13 protein-coding genes are annotated in these 14,398 nt (G+C 45.7%); 5 read left to right on the top strand and 8 right to left on the bottom strand.

The annotated features are described in order from the left end of the window. Window positions 1-29 precede the first annotated feature (29 nt). The gene (locus BEL05_RS14600; protein ID WP_028764322.1) at window positions 30-1,115 is read right to left on the bottom strand and encodes a DUF3083 family protein; all 1,086 of its coding nucleotides are present in this window, start codon (window positions 1,113-1,115) and stop codon (window positions 30-32) included. 297 nt (window positions 1,116-1,412) lie between these two features. Here BEL05_RS14600 and BEL05_RS14595 point away from each other — a divergent pair, with 297 nt between their 5' ends. Beyond that, complete coding sequence (locus BEL05_RS14595) at window positions 1,413-1,802, top strand: ribosome recycling factor family protein (protein WP_069671609.1); 390 nt, start codon at window positions 1,413-1,415, stop codon at window positions 1,800-1,802. A gap of 139 nt (window positions 1,803-1,941) precedes the next feature. Here BEL05_RS14595 and BEL05_RS14590 read toward each other — a convergent pair whose 3' ends face one another. After that, window positions 1,942-2,592 carry a LysE family translocator gene (locus BEL05_RS14590; protein WP_069671608.1) on the bottom strand — a complete coding sequence of 217 codons (651 nt, stop codon included), beginning with the start codon at window positions 2,590-2,592 and terminating at the stop codon, window positions 1,942-1,944. A 387-nt stretch (window positions 2,593-2,979) separates the two neighbouring features. Further along, window positions 2,980-3,870 (bottom strand): substrate-binding periplasmic protein, encoded by an 891-nt coding sequence (locus BEL05_RS14585; RefSeq protein WP_051413138.1) that lies wholly within the window; start codon window positions 3,868-3,870, stop codon window positions 2,980-2,982. 373 nt (window positions 3,871-4,243) lie between these two features. On the opposite strand from BEL05_RS14585, the gene BEL05_RS14580 reads away from it, so the two are divergent. From BEL05_RS14580 to BEL05_RS14570, 3 genes are all read left to right on the top strand, one after another. Then, complete coding sequence (locus tag BEL05_RS14580; RefSeq protein ID WP_028764319.1) at window positions 4,244-4,477, top strand: hypothetical protein; 234 nt, start codon at window positions 4,244-4,246, stop codon at window positions 4,475-4,477. Between the two features lie 197 nt (window positions 4,478-4,674). After that, entirely contained in the window at window positions 4,675-6,237 is a 1,563-nt protein-coding gene (locus BEL05_RS14575) for a sensor domain-containing diguanylate cyclase (RefSeq protein WP_069671607.1), read from the top strand. 267 nt (window positions 6,238-6,504) lie between these two features. Continuing rightward, entirely contained in the window at window positions 6,505-8,691 is a 2,187-nt protein-coding gene (locus BEL05_RS14570) for an OsmC domain/YcaO domain-containing protein (RefSeq protein ID WP_069671606.1), read from the top strand. Between the two features lie 115 nt (window positions 8,692-8,806). Here BEL05_RS14570 and BEL05_RS14565 read toward each other — a convergent pair whose 3' ends face one another. Next, window positions 8,807-9,421 carry a DsbA family protein gene (locus BEL05_RS14565; RefSeq protein WP_069671605.1) on the bottom strand — a complete coding sequence of 205 codons (615 nt, stop codon included), beginning with the start codon at window positions 9,419-9,421 and terminating at the stop codon, window positions 8,807-8,809. Between the two features lie 20 nt (window positions 9,422-9,441). Next, window positions 9,442-9,603, bottom strand: coding sequence for a hypothetical protein (locus BEL05_RS21075; RefSeq protein ID WP_175427348.1), 162 nt, complete (start codon window positions 9,601-9,603; stop codon window positions 9,442-9,444). A gap of 182 nt (window positions 9,604-9,785) precedes the next feature. Between BEL05_RS21075 and BEL05_RS14560 the strand changes: the two genes are divergently transcribed. Then, window positions 9,786-11,027: a hypothetical protein gene (locus BEL05_RS14560; protein WP_069671604.1), complete on the top strand. Its 1,242-nt coding sequence runs from the start codon at window positions 9,786-9,788 to the stop codon at window positions 11,025-11,027. Between the two features lie 97 nt (window positions 11,028-11,124). On the opposite strand, the gene proC is transcribed toward BEL05_RS14560, so the two are convergent. The 3 genes from proC to proB form a co-directional block, all read right to left on the bottom strand. Continuing rightward, window positions 11,125-11,976, bottom strand: a complete 852-nt coding sequence (gene proC, locus BEL05_RS14555) for a pyrroline-5-carboxylate reductase (protein WP_083250363.1) — start codon at window positions 11,974-11,976, stop codon at window positions 11,125-11,127. Window positions 11,977-12,045: 69 nt separating this feature from the next. After that, a complete protein-coding gene (locus tag BEL05_RS14550; protein WP_069671603.1) occupies window positions 12,046-13,293 on the bottom strand; it encodes a glutamate-5-semialdehyde dehydrogenase in 1,248 nt (415 codons plus the stop codon). Between the two features lie 2 nt (window positions 13,294-13,295). After that, a complete protein-coding gene (proB, locus tag BEL05_RS14545; protein WP_069671602.1) occupies window positions 13,296-14,396 on the bottom strand; it encodes a glutamate 5-kinase in 1,101 nt (366 codons plus the stop codon). Window positions 14,397-14,398: the final 2 nt, after the last annotated feature.

The following is a 14,398-nucleotide window of genomic DNA, read 5'->3' as shown; positions in this document are numbered from 1 at the left end:
GATTGCAGCACTAAGCTGTCTGTATCGACTTAGTTGTTTGTATTGTTATGGCTATGGTAGCTAATATGCTGATGGAACCTAACAATTAGGCTTTCTCGTGTTTTATCGAATGCGAGTGCCGATGTGAAACCCTTGAGGGCATCTTCTACTTGATTCATAAAGCGGCCAAAGCCTGCATCTTTACAATCTTTTTTGCCTGCGACTATGGTAAAGCTGACCATCTCGACTAAGTGCTTACCATCCCAATGGCTGACAAATTGTTGTTCTTCTAGGTTAGGGTCAAACCCCAGCATTTGTACCTCATCCGTACCTTCAACTTGATCGTATTTACTGTTACGTACAAGCGGTGTTAAGCCGTTAGCCACCATAGCAATGCGTTTGAGCTGCTTCGCCGACGCGGCTTGGACAAAGGCATCTTCCAGCTTTTGATACAGGGGAGTGAAGTCGGTGGTGTGCTCGGGCAGTATTGCCTGCTTGAGGGTGCGGCTTAATGGAAGTTTAACCGTGACATAGCAGATTGAACCATGGTCTTCTGGGATCGGGCAGTTTCTTGCTTTATACCTGCGACCGATAGCGCGTAGCTTATAGCCATAGGTTTCTTTGTTGCCTTTTGCTTTAGCAAATAGATCATAAGAGAGGTGTTGATGATCGCGAATTTTGATCGTCAGCTCGGTTTCTGGCAGCTGTGGTACGAGTTTGGCAACGAAGTCTTGTACCTTAGTGTGGAAGCTAGCCGAATTACTGCGGATCTCATCACCTGTCGCCAAGAACACGATGCGGATTTTGCGAGCACGATAATCATCCTGACTATGTAGGGTTTGTGCTTCATGGTACTCAGGATTGTAGAAAAAGATGATCTGCTCAGCCGTGGGGAAACAGTAGGCTTCAGTATGGAAACGAACAACGGGGAGTTTGTCGTTAGTGATCACATGGATGTTACGAACATCTTCTTGATCTGCAAGATTAAAAATCTCACGGCTGAGTGTCTTATAACAGGTTTTGTAGTCTGGGTAATGAGCCAGTAACGCGTCAGTTACTTTTATTTCCGCCGTGATGTATTGGTTACTGCGAACGTCCTTGGGTATGTACACTTTTTGCTGATGGCTAAGGGACATAAATACTCCTTGAGATAAGTTAACCGTTTGTAGCCTAGTGCAGATGATAGCGATTAATTCTGACAGAAATGCTGCGATAGAACACACTTTAGTACCTGCTAGTTACATAATACCGTTTGAATATGAGTTATTGCTTAAAATGGCAGGTGCTAATGCCAGTTAATAAAGAGATAAAACAGTCATAGCGTATAAAATTGCAGCTTAGTTTGAGCGGGATTCTTCACTTGTTTTTTTAGCTTCTGACTGAAAAAATGGCGGCTACGATTTTTAACCCTTAGCCTCAGAGTTGGCCTAGCAATGAATGAAGCGATTACCGTACCGCTGCCCTCGCTTATCCATCGCATCGGTCGGGAGCAGGTTAAGCAAGCTCAAATCATGGCACTGCAAAATTACTGCACCCTTAAGCGTGTACGTCGCTCTAGGCATTGGCAGCTTGTGGGCGGAGCTGTTGATGTTCAATCTTTTGCTGCGCAGTTGCAGAGGGCGCACAATGCAGACATGGGTTACCTAGTGAGAAAGTTAACGGCCGCGTTATTGCAGCATGCAGATAAGCTTGAACCCTTAGCCGCTAAGCTTGCTCGCCTTATTGAGCGCTGTCCTAATATTACGTTGGCAGAACTTATGGATGTGACTCAATGTACGCTAGCACAAGCCAGGGAAGCACGTTTTAATGCCGAGGCTTGGTAGTCGGTGTTTTTAAATATGTTTGCTACCTAGGTGTTGGGCACGATTTACATCAGGATAAGCATGCGATCTGCAGATAAATAGTTTTAAAATCTGGCGTTTAGCAACTAAGGCAATACGGCTACCTTAGTTGCTAATTAACTTAGAGTTTTGTGCTGGCCAGCTTTATACCGAAACCAAGAAATATTCCACCAGTGAGGTATCTAATGGCCTTTGCCGCTTTAACGTGATTAAGCAAGGCTTTAAACTTCTGCGCCAGCATAATAACCACTAAAAACCAGCTTGAAACCACAACTGATTGAATCCCACCTAACAGTAAACTGTCGCTCACAACCGACTCTACTGACACAAATTGTGGAAAAATAGATAGGTAAAAAAGGATGATTTTGGGATTAAGCATATTCGTTAAAAAGCCCTTTGTGAAATGGCTTAATAACGAGGAATATCTCTTATCTGTTTGTTCAGTTTCTCGGTTATCGGTGGGTAACATCGCTATAGCCTGAGTGGTTAAGCCTGCTCTGATACTGCTTATCCCTAAATAGGTCAGATAGGCCACCCCGACATATTTGAGCATTAAAAATGCCCAGCTTGATTGGCTTAGTAGAAGGCTTAACCCTTGAGCTGAAATAAAGGCATGCACCATAAAACCACTGCTGACACCTAATATATTACTGAAGGCCAAAGTACGACTACGGGTGAGTGCCGTAAATAGCACCAAAAGCGCGTTAGGGCCGGGGACAATAGCGATTAAAAATACAATTCCTGCAAACACAATAAGCGTGTCAATGTTCATAATGAATCCTCGAGAAGCTCTCATGACCTTCTCTAAAAAAATGCACAGATAGGCAAGCTGTAGCGAATGCATGGCACTATCGTTACAGAGTCTTGTCTTTAAACTTGTGGATTAGCTATCGATTAGCTAAATAAGCTGAATTAGCCCTGAGGTGGGCAGCGGTTAGCTCGAATACAAGTCGTGCATGACGTCATTATGATTCCTTTAAAAACGAAGTCTTTAGTCTGGCATTGCACAATATATCGGCAATGCTTGTTTTGCAAACATAAATATTAGTCTTTTAGCTGGCAGGATATGGAATACATTGCCTGCTGCAGCTTAAGGGCTGTTGGACAAGCTCTTTAAGAGGACGATTAATCCCGCACACAGGTTAACCCATAAGCGATACTATCGACTGAGTGTGCTGTGACTGCTCAAGTTCATTGCACCATTGGTGTCATCGACTTTCTGGGAGGCGCTAGGCAAGGTCCGCGTATTGGCGACCGAAACGTGCTGCCATTTTTGAACCACTCGTGCAAATGCCCCACGTGTTGATAAATTCAAAATTGACTGGTTAACCTCTTTTAATAGGCCAGAGTGAGTGGTTTTCTTACTCACCATAAAGTGGATATGATTGCTGTCGACAATCAGCGGTAGAGGCGTAATGGAGAGTCCCGCCGATTGGGCGGCAATATAGGGCAGTGATATCGCATCGCCAATCAGAACATCACCTCTTCCATAGGCTAACATCTGCACCGATTGCTTACTATTGGGGCTAATAATCAATAGTTCTTGGCGAAGTAATTCAGGTTTCGTGGCTAAATAGTCTTGTCCATACCAGCCATAGCCAGGCGCTAATAGTTTTAGTTTTTTACTGAAAATGTCCTGCCATTGTTCAATGGTGACATGAGAGGCTTGTTCGGCTCTAACAAATAGCCTCACCTCTTCATTGCGATAAGTGTCGGAGAAGTCGGCGTAAAGGGTTCTGTCTTGGGTGTAACTGGCACCCATCATCATGTCTAGTGTCCCTGTTTTCATCATTTGATGCGCTCGTTTGACTGGCATCCGGATAAATTCGAGTTCGCAGCCGAGGTCCTTTGCAACTAGGGTTAACATGTCTACATCTAGGCCAACAACCTTGCCAACATTGTCCAGCCAGGCGTACGGTGGCCAATCATTAAAGCCGACTTTAATGGTGTTGGCGCACCGAGAGTCAGGTACTTGCCCGTATAGAAAAAAGGAGGGTAAGCAGAAAGCGGCGGCGAGTATAACTATTTTTTTTATTGTGATAACGATCATTGACCACTCTCATGTTGATATTGCTAACAGAGTTAAATGCTCAGTTTTTTAAGCTCAGTTTATCTTAGTTTTAAGTTATAGATGCCATACGGCACCTTTTTAATCCTAGCTTGATATCGCTTGCTCCGCCAGCCATTGGAGACTCGTGTGCGCTATGCCGATTAGCCTTGATTTGGCCGTGTATTTAAGGGGGGCGGGTGGGTATTTAGTTATTGGGTTTTCAATCAGCATGCAGGGCCTGGTTAAGCTGGCGCTATTAGATTTGCATGCTTAGGCTGTTTATTGGATAGGTTCAACTTGATCTTAGTCATCGCGCTAGCGCGTTAAAAACGTCACTATACTCTTTTGGGGCTGGTAATATTAGGGCGGATAAATGACCGATGAAACACTGATTTTACTGCTAAAGATCAGTATTGGTATTGGTCTGTGCTTTATCGCCCTTGGTATTTACCTGCACAATTTCAGTGATGCTATCGAATCGCTGGGGGTCACAGGTATTATTATTAGCGCCGTGTGTGTGGCGGTGGGTATGGCACTGTCATTGCCGACTAAGATGTACTTAACTTTTATTTTGGTTAAACGAGAATCGGATAAAAGCCAAAACTAAGGTATGCCGAAAACGGGTTGGGCATTGAGCTTAATCAGGTTAATCGATGGTGTAACTTGCGCATCATTACATTTCTATCTAACTATTACAGAGATAGCTAGCGTTAGTGAGTCGGTATAGAAGGACTCATCTATGAGAGCGCTCGTTTAAAGCAATCGGCTTATTGGGGAAGTGTTGATGAAGGTTGAGTGGGGATCATGGGGAGTATAGACAATGTGGCTGCGGGCGTGAGTTATGCTAAATATAAACGAGGGGTTATCTACTCAGGGCTGCTAGTGCTGTTTTTGTTAATGGTGATTGGTATTACTTACGTTGTATCGATGCAGAGTATCTCTCATGAAAGAGAAAACATGCAATACACAGAGTTGGCCATTATTGAAAATAGTCTAGTGTCAGAATTGAGTATTGTGGGTGCAGATTTAACTTACTACGCACACAGTAACATAGCAGCCTCAGCATTAGCTGGCAGTGAACGGGCTAAAGATTATCTTACCTCCTTAATGTTTCAAATTAGCCTGCTGTACAAGCATTATGATCAGATACGTTTGTTTGACGCCAAAGGCGATGAGGTCATCCGCATTGCACAAAATCGTGATGGCATGTTGCAATTAGCGCCAGCAGACCAGCTGCAAAATAAATATGATCGATATTACTTTCAAGACCTTTTGCGACTGACACCTAAACAGACCTACACCTCAGCATTTGATCTCAACGTAGAACATGGCGAAGTGGAACAGCCTTTTAAACCCACTATCAGATTTGCAACCCCGATCCATTCAGCTCAAGGCGAGTTTATAGGGGCTGGGGTGATCAACTATAACGGTCAAGATCTGCTAGATATCATCGACTCATTAAACGTCCACGATAATGACAAAGCCTATTTGATCAATCGTGATGGCTACTATTTGAAGGGGGACAGGCCTGAAGATGAGTGGCGGTTTATGTTCCCCGACAAGGCGCAAGTGCGCTTTGCTGAAGACTATCCCATTGTTTGGAGAAGGATGCAGCAAGCTGATCGCGGTAAAGTTGAAACCGACAGGGGAGAATTTTATTTTAGTCTGTTTCAGTTATCGCCCAATTCTACTTTTAAGACTGCCAATGGTGAGAGTGCTTATCTGGTCATGTTTGTTCCAGATACGACTATTCGCGAAGGGTACAAGACCCTAAATAGCGGTGTTGTCTTAGCCTTTTTGTTGCTTGTGCCCATGTTTATCTTTTTAGCCTATAAGTTGGCGAGCTCTCAAGTGGAACAAGACCGCTTGTTTAAACAACTGCACTTTGATGCGCGGCACGATGCGCTTACTGGGCTTTATAATCGTCAGGCTATTGTTGACTACTTGGGTAAAAATATCAGCAGTTGTCGCCGCCGCAAAGCAAAGCTGGCTGTCAGTTTTATTGATGTTAACTTGCTTAAAAAAACCAATGATCAGTATGGCCACGACGCGGGCGATGAGTTGATTAAAGGGGTGGCGACCGTGATTAACATGTCTATTCGTGAATGTGATTTCGCAGCCCGCATTGGTGGAGATGAGTTTTTAATCGTGTTTGTTGATTGCGATGTAGCCAATGCCAACCGAGTGATGGAGCGTATTCAGGCTGCCTATACCGTGCTTGGCCTGAGTCAAACTGGTCATCAGTGGAGCATGAGTTACGGCTGTACCCAACTGCATAATAAAACCGATGATGTAGACAGTATTATCGAAAGAGCAGATAAATTAATGTATGAACATAAGGTCGCACAAAGAAGTGAAGCCCTCTAATTATTGAATCTGTGTCGCTAATTTTGGTGGGGACTTGGGTCGTCTCTACCAATCTCGGCTCACTTCCTGCGTAGTTACAGCCTTTTTTAATTTGTTGCCCCAAATGATACTGTATACGTTAGTAGGTGCTAGCGGTTTTAACGCGGCTTATTGCCGTTTTCGTTAATTAACCCAAGACTAATGAGTCAAAAACACCGATAATTCCCCCATTAAGTTTTTTGGCTTCGGCCATGCGCGGTGTTCGCGACAAAGTGGAAATCATATTCAATGGAAATCAAAGTTAACTTTCTCGACAACCTCAGACTCGAAGCCAAGTTTGACGACTTTACCGTCACAGCTGATCAGCCTATCCGTTATAAAGGTGATGGCTCGGCGCCGAGTCCTTTTGACTACTTCTTAGCTTCGTCAGCTCTTTGCGCCGCTTACTTTATCAAGGTGTATTGCAAAGCGCGTGATATCCCCACAGAAAATATCAGGCTGTCGCAAAATAACATCGTAGATCCTGAAGATCGTTATAACCAGATTTTCCAAATCCAAGTTGAGCTGCCAGAAGATATTTCAGCTAAAGATCGTGAAGGGATCTTACGGTCAATCGATCGTTGTACCGTTAAAAAAGTGGTGCAAACGGGGCCAGAGTTTAAAATCGAGACGGTTGAAAACCTCGATGCCGACGCCAATGCCATGCTGATGGGTCAGCCTGAGGGTGACGCGAGCACCTACATTTTAGGTAAAGATCTGCCGCTTGAGCAGACTATCTCAAATATGACTGGTATTTTGGCTGATCTTGGGATGAAAATTGAGATCTCATCATGGCGTAATATCGTGCCAAATGTGTGGTCACTGCATATCCGTGATGCGGCATCGCCAATGTGCTTCACCAATGGTAAAGGGGCGACCAAAGAGAGCGCACTGTGCTCGGCATTAGGTGAGTTTATTGAGCGCCTCAACTGTAACTTTTTCTATAATGACCAGTTCTTTGGTTTAGATATCGCTAATAGCGATTTCGTGCATTACCCCAATGAGAAGTGGTTTGCGCTCACCGATGATGACGCGCTGCCAGCAGGTTTGCTCGATGACTATTGTTTAGATATCTACAATCCAGATGATGAACTGTGTGGTTCGCATCTTGTCGATACCAACTCAGGTAACATTGACCGCGGGATCTGCACCATTCCTTATAAGCGTCGCTCCGATAGCGAAACAGTTTATTTCCCGTCGAACTTAATTGAAAACCTGTTTTTGAGTAATGGCATGAGTGCGGGGAACAACCTGCAAGAAGCCGAGGTGCAGTGTTTATCTGAGATCTTTGAGCGCGCCGTTAAGCGTGAAATCATAGAGCAAGAAATTGTACTGCCCGATGTCCCTATGCAAGTGCTTGAGAAATACCCAAGTATTTTGGCGGGCATCAAAGGGCTTGAGGAGCAAGGCTTCCCAGTTGTGGTAAAAGATGCCTCTTTGGGCGGTCAATTCCCAGTGATGTGCGTGACCTTGATGAACCCTAAAACCGGTGGTGTGTTTGCTTCATTTGGCGCACATCCAAGTTTTGAAGTGGCATTAGAGCGCAGCCTGACAGAGCTGTTACAAGGGCGCAGTTTTGAAGGGCTAAATGATGTGCCTAAGCCGACCTTTAATAGCATGGCGGTCAGTGAGCCTGAGAATTTTGTCGAGCACTTTATCGATTCAACTGGAGTGATCTCTTGGCGTTTCTTTAGCAGCAAGCATGACTTTGAGTTCTGCGAGTGGGATTTTTCTGGCACCAACGAAGAGGAAGCCAAGGGACTATTTGGCATCTTAGAGACCTTAGGTAAAGAGGTTTATGTTGCTGAGTTCGATCAGCTTGGCGCCTCGGCTTGTCGTATTTTAGTGCCTGACTATTCTGAGGTTTATCCCGTTGAAGATCTGATTTGGGATAACACTAACAAGGCGCTCGATTACCGCGAAGATATCTTAAACCTGCACGCTTTGAGTGATGATGAACTGGTTGATCTGGTTAATCGTTTCGAAGAGAGCCAGCTCGACAACTACACCGATATCCGGACCCTTATTGGTATCGTATTTGATGAAAACACGGTTTGGGGTCAGCTAACCATTATTGAGTTAAAGATTTTGATCTTCCTTGCGTTAGGTGCTCATGAAGAGGCGATGGAGCTGGTTGGTGACTTCTTGCAGTTTAACGACAATACCGTTGAGCGTGGCTTGTTTTATCAAGCCGTCAACGCGGTATTGGAAGTGACTTTAGATGAAGAGTTAGAACTTGAACACTTTATTCATAACTTCAAGCGCATGTTTGGTGAAACCGTGATGGAAAATGCTGTTGGCTCTGTCACTGGCGAGATTCGATTCTCAGGGCTGACTAAAACCAGTATGCAGCTTGAGGGTATTGAGCCGCACCTAAGATTGATTGAAAGCTACAAGAAGCTTCACCAAGCTCGCAAGCTTAAAGCTGGCCTGTAGGTCTCCAGCTCATAAGCGAAAAGGCGATAAACGAAAAGCTTATCAATGAAAATGCGAACCTTAAGGTTCGCTTTTTTTTGCTCAATTGGGGGAAGGGAGCTAATCGAACTCTCGCTTACTTAAATTCAATGGCTTCTCGCACCTGCTGAATAGAGGTGTCGGCGTTTTGGTAGTCAACAATGATTGGGGTGATGCCAGCGGGAGTGTGCACAAACAAAGAGGGGAAGCTATTGCCACCGATGGATCGCGTAAAATGGATCTCAGCTAATAGGGCTTGTTGTGTTGTTTCACTCAGTAAGTCGATGCAGAACCTAGCCTTATCTAGCCCCAAGTTATTCGCTAAATCAATTAATACCACATTGTCACTCGGGTTACGGGCCTGCAGGTAATAGGCCTCTTGGATGGCGGTTAGCATCTGTGGTTCAGCTTGTTGAGCCCGAGCGGCGAGTATGGCACGACAGGCGGGGTAGGTTGAACGCCTGGGGGTATTGATTGTCCAAAACTCATGATTGAACTTTGTGCCCAGCTGGCTTTCTATTCTGTGCCAATGCGCGGCGATCTGTTGCTGCATCGCGGCAGGCATAGGTTGGTCGCTATCTGGCGCGAGCCCGCCAAGCAAGTAAACTATCTCTACTTCACCTGATAATGCTCGCTCGATTTTTCCCCAGGTGGGTTTGAATCCCCAGCACCAAGAACACATGGGATCGTAAACATAATACAACTTATTCATGCCAGCTAAGCTCAGCTTCGTTAACCTATTTGGTGGGTTATTGTGGCGTAGAAGCGCCCATTTGTTAACCTTTCTGTTTGCTTTGCGCTGGGGGCGGTATCTGAGTGACCGTCAGTACTTGAGTTACTGTTTGAGTTAGCGCTAAAGTTAGTACTGAGTGGCGTAGTGATAATCAGTGGCATAGAGGCTCAATGTGGCCAGCATTGACACCTCACTCGCTCAGTTATGGGCGGAGAGAGAAAGTGCATTACAGGCAATTACACCATTAAATCAATATTTTGTTACTAAGCTATAGCGCCTGATGAGAGCCGCTTGTGCTAGTTTATCTGAGGCATTACTTTCGAGAACAAGGATATCTCTCTTTATGGCATTGGACCTGCATTCCTCATCAGACACTAAGGTCGTAAGGCGCATTGTATTTGTGCTTTGGGCCGCCTGCGCCAGCTGTATTTTTCTGTTGGGGAATATGGTTGTTAGCAACTTTATCTATATTGAACAGAGCCAGTTTATTGAAGCAACAGTGATAAAAAAGGTGGCTTCAAAATCACGTTCAGGGAGTGGCAGTAGTGCCTCCTACTCCACGGCACTGAAGGTTATTTACCAATTTGAAAATCCCTACGTTAAAGACAAGCTTGAGCTCCATAGCGAATTAGCCCCCCTAGTGTATGGCAGGGTTAAAGAGGGCGACACTATCAGTGTTTATTTTAATGAAATGGCTAAACCAAAAACGAGGATAAGTCAGCCATTTCATTTCTGGCTGCTGTGTTTTCTGGTGTTACTGGGCGTAAGTTTTCTCTATTTGATCGCCTTAATTATTGGGCGCCACAGCCGGTTAGTGGTTAAAACCTGGCAGGCAAATTTAATATTAACATGTTTGTTTTTGGTTCCTGTGGTGTATCAAAGCTGGGATAATATGCAGAATAATAATGCTATTGCATTAGAGAGGAATAGTGAGGCTAATTGGCCCCGTTGGTTTGCTTTTGAGCACGCCGTCGCTAAACCTAGCTGGTGGGACAGTGTCGCGATTAAGTATTTAGATCCCATGGATTACACCTCTGAGGAGCATCGTTACTATTTGAAAAGCAATACCGATGCGGACCGGTTTCATCGAAGCTTTAAGTTGACCTATGCCTTGATGTTGCGCCATCAAGATGACCCTCTAGAGCTTGGGTGGTTGCTGGCAAAAGGGACGACGCGCCAGTATATGCCGATGTATGAGTTCTTCTTGTCCCACTTCATGTACCGCCAGTGGGAAGGTGTATGCACTAACCCTTGCAATGATGCCACGCAGATGGTGGAGATGGCAGGGCATTTGCTGTCAATGAAGCTAGATGAGAATCAGATCGCGTCATCATTAGTCTTAGCTGAGGAGATCATGGTGAACAAATATGATCGTGCCGATAACCGTGGCAAATTCTATTTTTTGTACTCGTATCGACGATTGCTAGAGCATACTCAAGGTAAAGATATTGCCCATGCAAAACTCGACGATTTGGTTGATGCGAGTACGCTAGAGGCGCAGAAACTGGGCAATAGCCAGCTACTTAGTCGATGGCAGCGCTTTTGGCATGGCACTCAGAGAGAGGTTGGGATGTTTTCGGGCTAACGAAGCGCTTCTTTTCAAAGCGCCCATCGCTCTTGCATGAGCATGTGGTCATGATGCATTTTTTGTTAGCCCATTAGGCACTGATTTGATATCAGTATTACCCCAGTGAGAGCTCTTTAGCGCGTTTAGCGGCCGAGTGCATCGCGTTGGCCACGAGTTCATCGAGTTCGCCATGTTGAAAAGCTAAAATAGCTTGCTCAGTTGTCCCTTTAGGAGAGGTGACATGACGACGTAATGTGGGTAAGTCATGTTGACTATCTATCGCCATAGAGATAGCGCCCATCGCGCTTTGTAGCACAGCTTTATTGGCTGCCTGTTTTGGCAGACCTTGCTCAATCGCAGCCTTTTCCATGGCCTCAAGAAATAGAAAAAAGTAGGCTGGCGAACTACCTGCCGTGGCGACAATGGTAGACATCTGCTGCTCATCCTTCACCCATACCGTATCGCCTATAGCTGTCATGATGCTATCTGCCATGTCAATATCTTGCTGCTGACTGTGGGCAGGGGCATACATGCCCGTTAATCCTTTACCTATGGCACTAGGCAGGTTGGGCATGGCACAAATGATGCGTTGCAAATTGTCGAGTTTTTTACTCAAGGTCTGGTGCTTCACACCTGCGGCGATGGAGATCACTAGCTTCTTATTGGGCCGTGTTGCGATTATTGGGGCTATCTCTTCGCAGACCTGTGGGATCACGAAGGGCTTTACGGCAAGAAGGAGCACGTCGGCAAAGCCAACCGCAGCACTATTATCCTGATGCACCCTAATGTCGAACTGCTCTACTAGGTTGCTACGTGTCGCTTGGCTTGGAGTACAAACAAGAATGCTCTTACTGTTATGGCCATGTTGAATTAAGCCTGCAATGATCGCTTTGGCCATGTTGCCACCGCCAATAAAAGCGATTGGCATTTGTGGGTCTAAATTTGAGTGGAGGTTATCCATAGTCATACAAGGGTTCCAAAGAAGTAAATTGAAAGGTGTAGACCCGCGCTGCGAGTCTACGTTGACAGGCAGACCTTAAGCGCGGATCTGACCATCTCCATTTACCAAAAACTTCTCTGTGGTAAGTGACTCTAACCCCATGGGGCCATAGGCATGCAGTTTCGTCGTGGCAATACCAATTTCCGCGCCCAGACCTAATTCGCCACCATCAGAAAAGCGTGATGAGGCGTTAACCATCACCACAGAGGCATCGACCGTGCGTTGAAAACGGGCGGCGGTGAGGTCGTTGGTAGTGCAGATGACTTCGGTGTGATGGCTGCCAAAGCGCCTAATATGCGTCACGGCCTGAGTTAGGTCATCGACTTGGCGAATCGCTATCTCTAAGTCTAGGTATTCCTGTCCAAAATCTTCATTTTCCAAGACATTACACTGATCAAAGTAGCTTGCGGTCTGCGAACAGGCGTTGACTTTGACTTGGTGCTTAGCAAGTGCTGTGGCGACCTTAGGCAAGAAGGCGGCAGCAACATCTTGATGAACTAATAACCCCTCCAGGGCGTTGCACACGCCCGTGCGCTGAGTTTTACCATTGATCAGTAGAGACATCGCCGTGTCTAGGTTGGCATCTTTATCCACATACAGATGGCAAACACCTTTAAAATGCTGAATAACTGGGATTTTACTGTGATCTGTCACAAAGTTGATTAAGCCTTCGCCGCCACGAGGTATGATCACGTCGATATAATCCCGTTGCTGCATTAACTCCATCATTAATGCCCTGTCTGGTGAGGGAACCACAGTTATTAACGCAGGTGACAAACCATAATGTTTGAGAACCGTTTGCAAAATATTGGCAATAACCGTGCTGGTTTGCAGTGCTTCTTTACCACCACGCAGAATGCAAGCGTTACCTGATTTAAAGCACAGAGCACCCGCATCAGCCGTCACATTTGGACGCGCCTCATAAATCATGCAAACGACACCGAGAGGCACGCGCATTTTACTGATATTAAGCCCGTTGGGACGCTGGCCGATATCGCGAAGTTCACCAATTGGGTCCGGTAGGGCCGCAATAGCCTCGATACCTTCTGCCATAGCATCTATTCGTTCTGGCGTCATTTTTAGTCGGTCAAGCATCGCATCGGTTAATTGCAGCATTTGCGCATTAGCCATGTCGATCACATTGGCACTTTGTATCTCATAACTATGGGCCCTAAGCGCCTTAGCCATGTCTAGCAGTATGGTATTCTTCGTTGAGGTTTCAAGCACTGCTAGTGATTGTGCCGCTTCGGCCGCAGCACTTGATAAGTCTTTAATTAAACTCATTATTACTCCAATATGGCGATGTTTTTTTCGGAAATAAGTGGGCCTGTTTTATGCTGAACATCGTTAGCAAAATCCCCATCTTCTTGTTCCGTAATAAAATTGATTAGGCAACTGCTGTAGTTTGATTTCGCCTTGGCTAATTTAGTGCCATCGCCTTTGCGCACTAATACTGTATCGCCAACTGAGAATTTTCCGGTGACAGCGACGACATCCTCGCTGGTCAGTTGCGTATTGTGTTGCTCTAAATCTGCATCAAAGTCATCTTCGACGATCAGTTCACCTTGCACTTGTGAGGTATGAAGCATCCAGTGCAGGTGCTCCTGCATCGGCTGTTCAAATGGGGTGAACAAGGTGCCAGGATTTTGTCCTTTAAGTAGCTGATTGAAGGAGTCAGGATCGAAACCATCAACGATGACGGTTTCGATACCATGAGAAATCGCCTTTTCAGCCGCTTCGATTTTGGTTTGCATCCCACCCGTACCGACATCGCTGGTGGCGCCACCGGCCATCGCATAGATATCAGGGGTAATGTGACTGACCTGTTTAATGAGTTTGGCATCATCATGAATGTTGGGGTTTTTGGTATATAACCCCTTCACATCAGAACAGATGATCAGCGCATCGGCATCCGCGGCCGCCGCAACCATTGCTGAGAGATTGTCATTATCGCCGACTTTTAATTTATCGGTGGTTACGGCATCGTTCTCATTAATAATGGGTAACAAGTCGTGGGCTAATAGGCTAAATAGCGTCTCTTTGATGCTGATATAGCGGTCACGGTCTCTGAGATCGCCATGTGTCACCAGCAATTGAGCGGTGGGAAAGTCAAATAACTTATCCCACGTTGCCATCATGTCTGCTTGCCCTGCCGCGGCCATCGCCTTTTTCGTCGGCACATCTGGCGAGGTGACGTTGGCAAACCTGTGTCTGCCAGCGGCAACGGATCCAGAAGAGACCAGTACCACTTGGCAACCTTGGGCGCGACAGTTAGCAATAAACTGCGCTATGCCTAATAGAAAATGACTGCTACATCCTTTTTTGTGGGGAGCGATTAAGGCACTACCCACTTTAACGACGATGCGTTTCCAGTGTATGTTTGCCATAT

Origin of the sequence: Shewanella colwelliana (genome assembly GCF_001735525.1) — a bacterium.
GTDB classification, from domain to species: Bacteria; Pseudomonadota; Gammaproteobacteria; order Enterobacterales; family Shewanellaceae; genus Shewanella; species Shewanella colwelliana.
The sequence above is the reverse complement of the archived record's forward strand: the minus strand, read 5'-3'. Positions and strand labels throughout refer to the sequence as shown.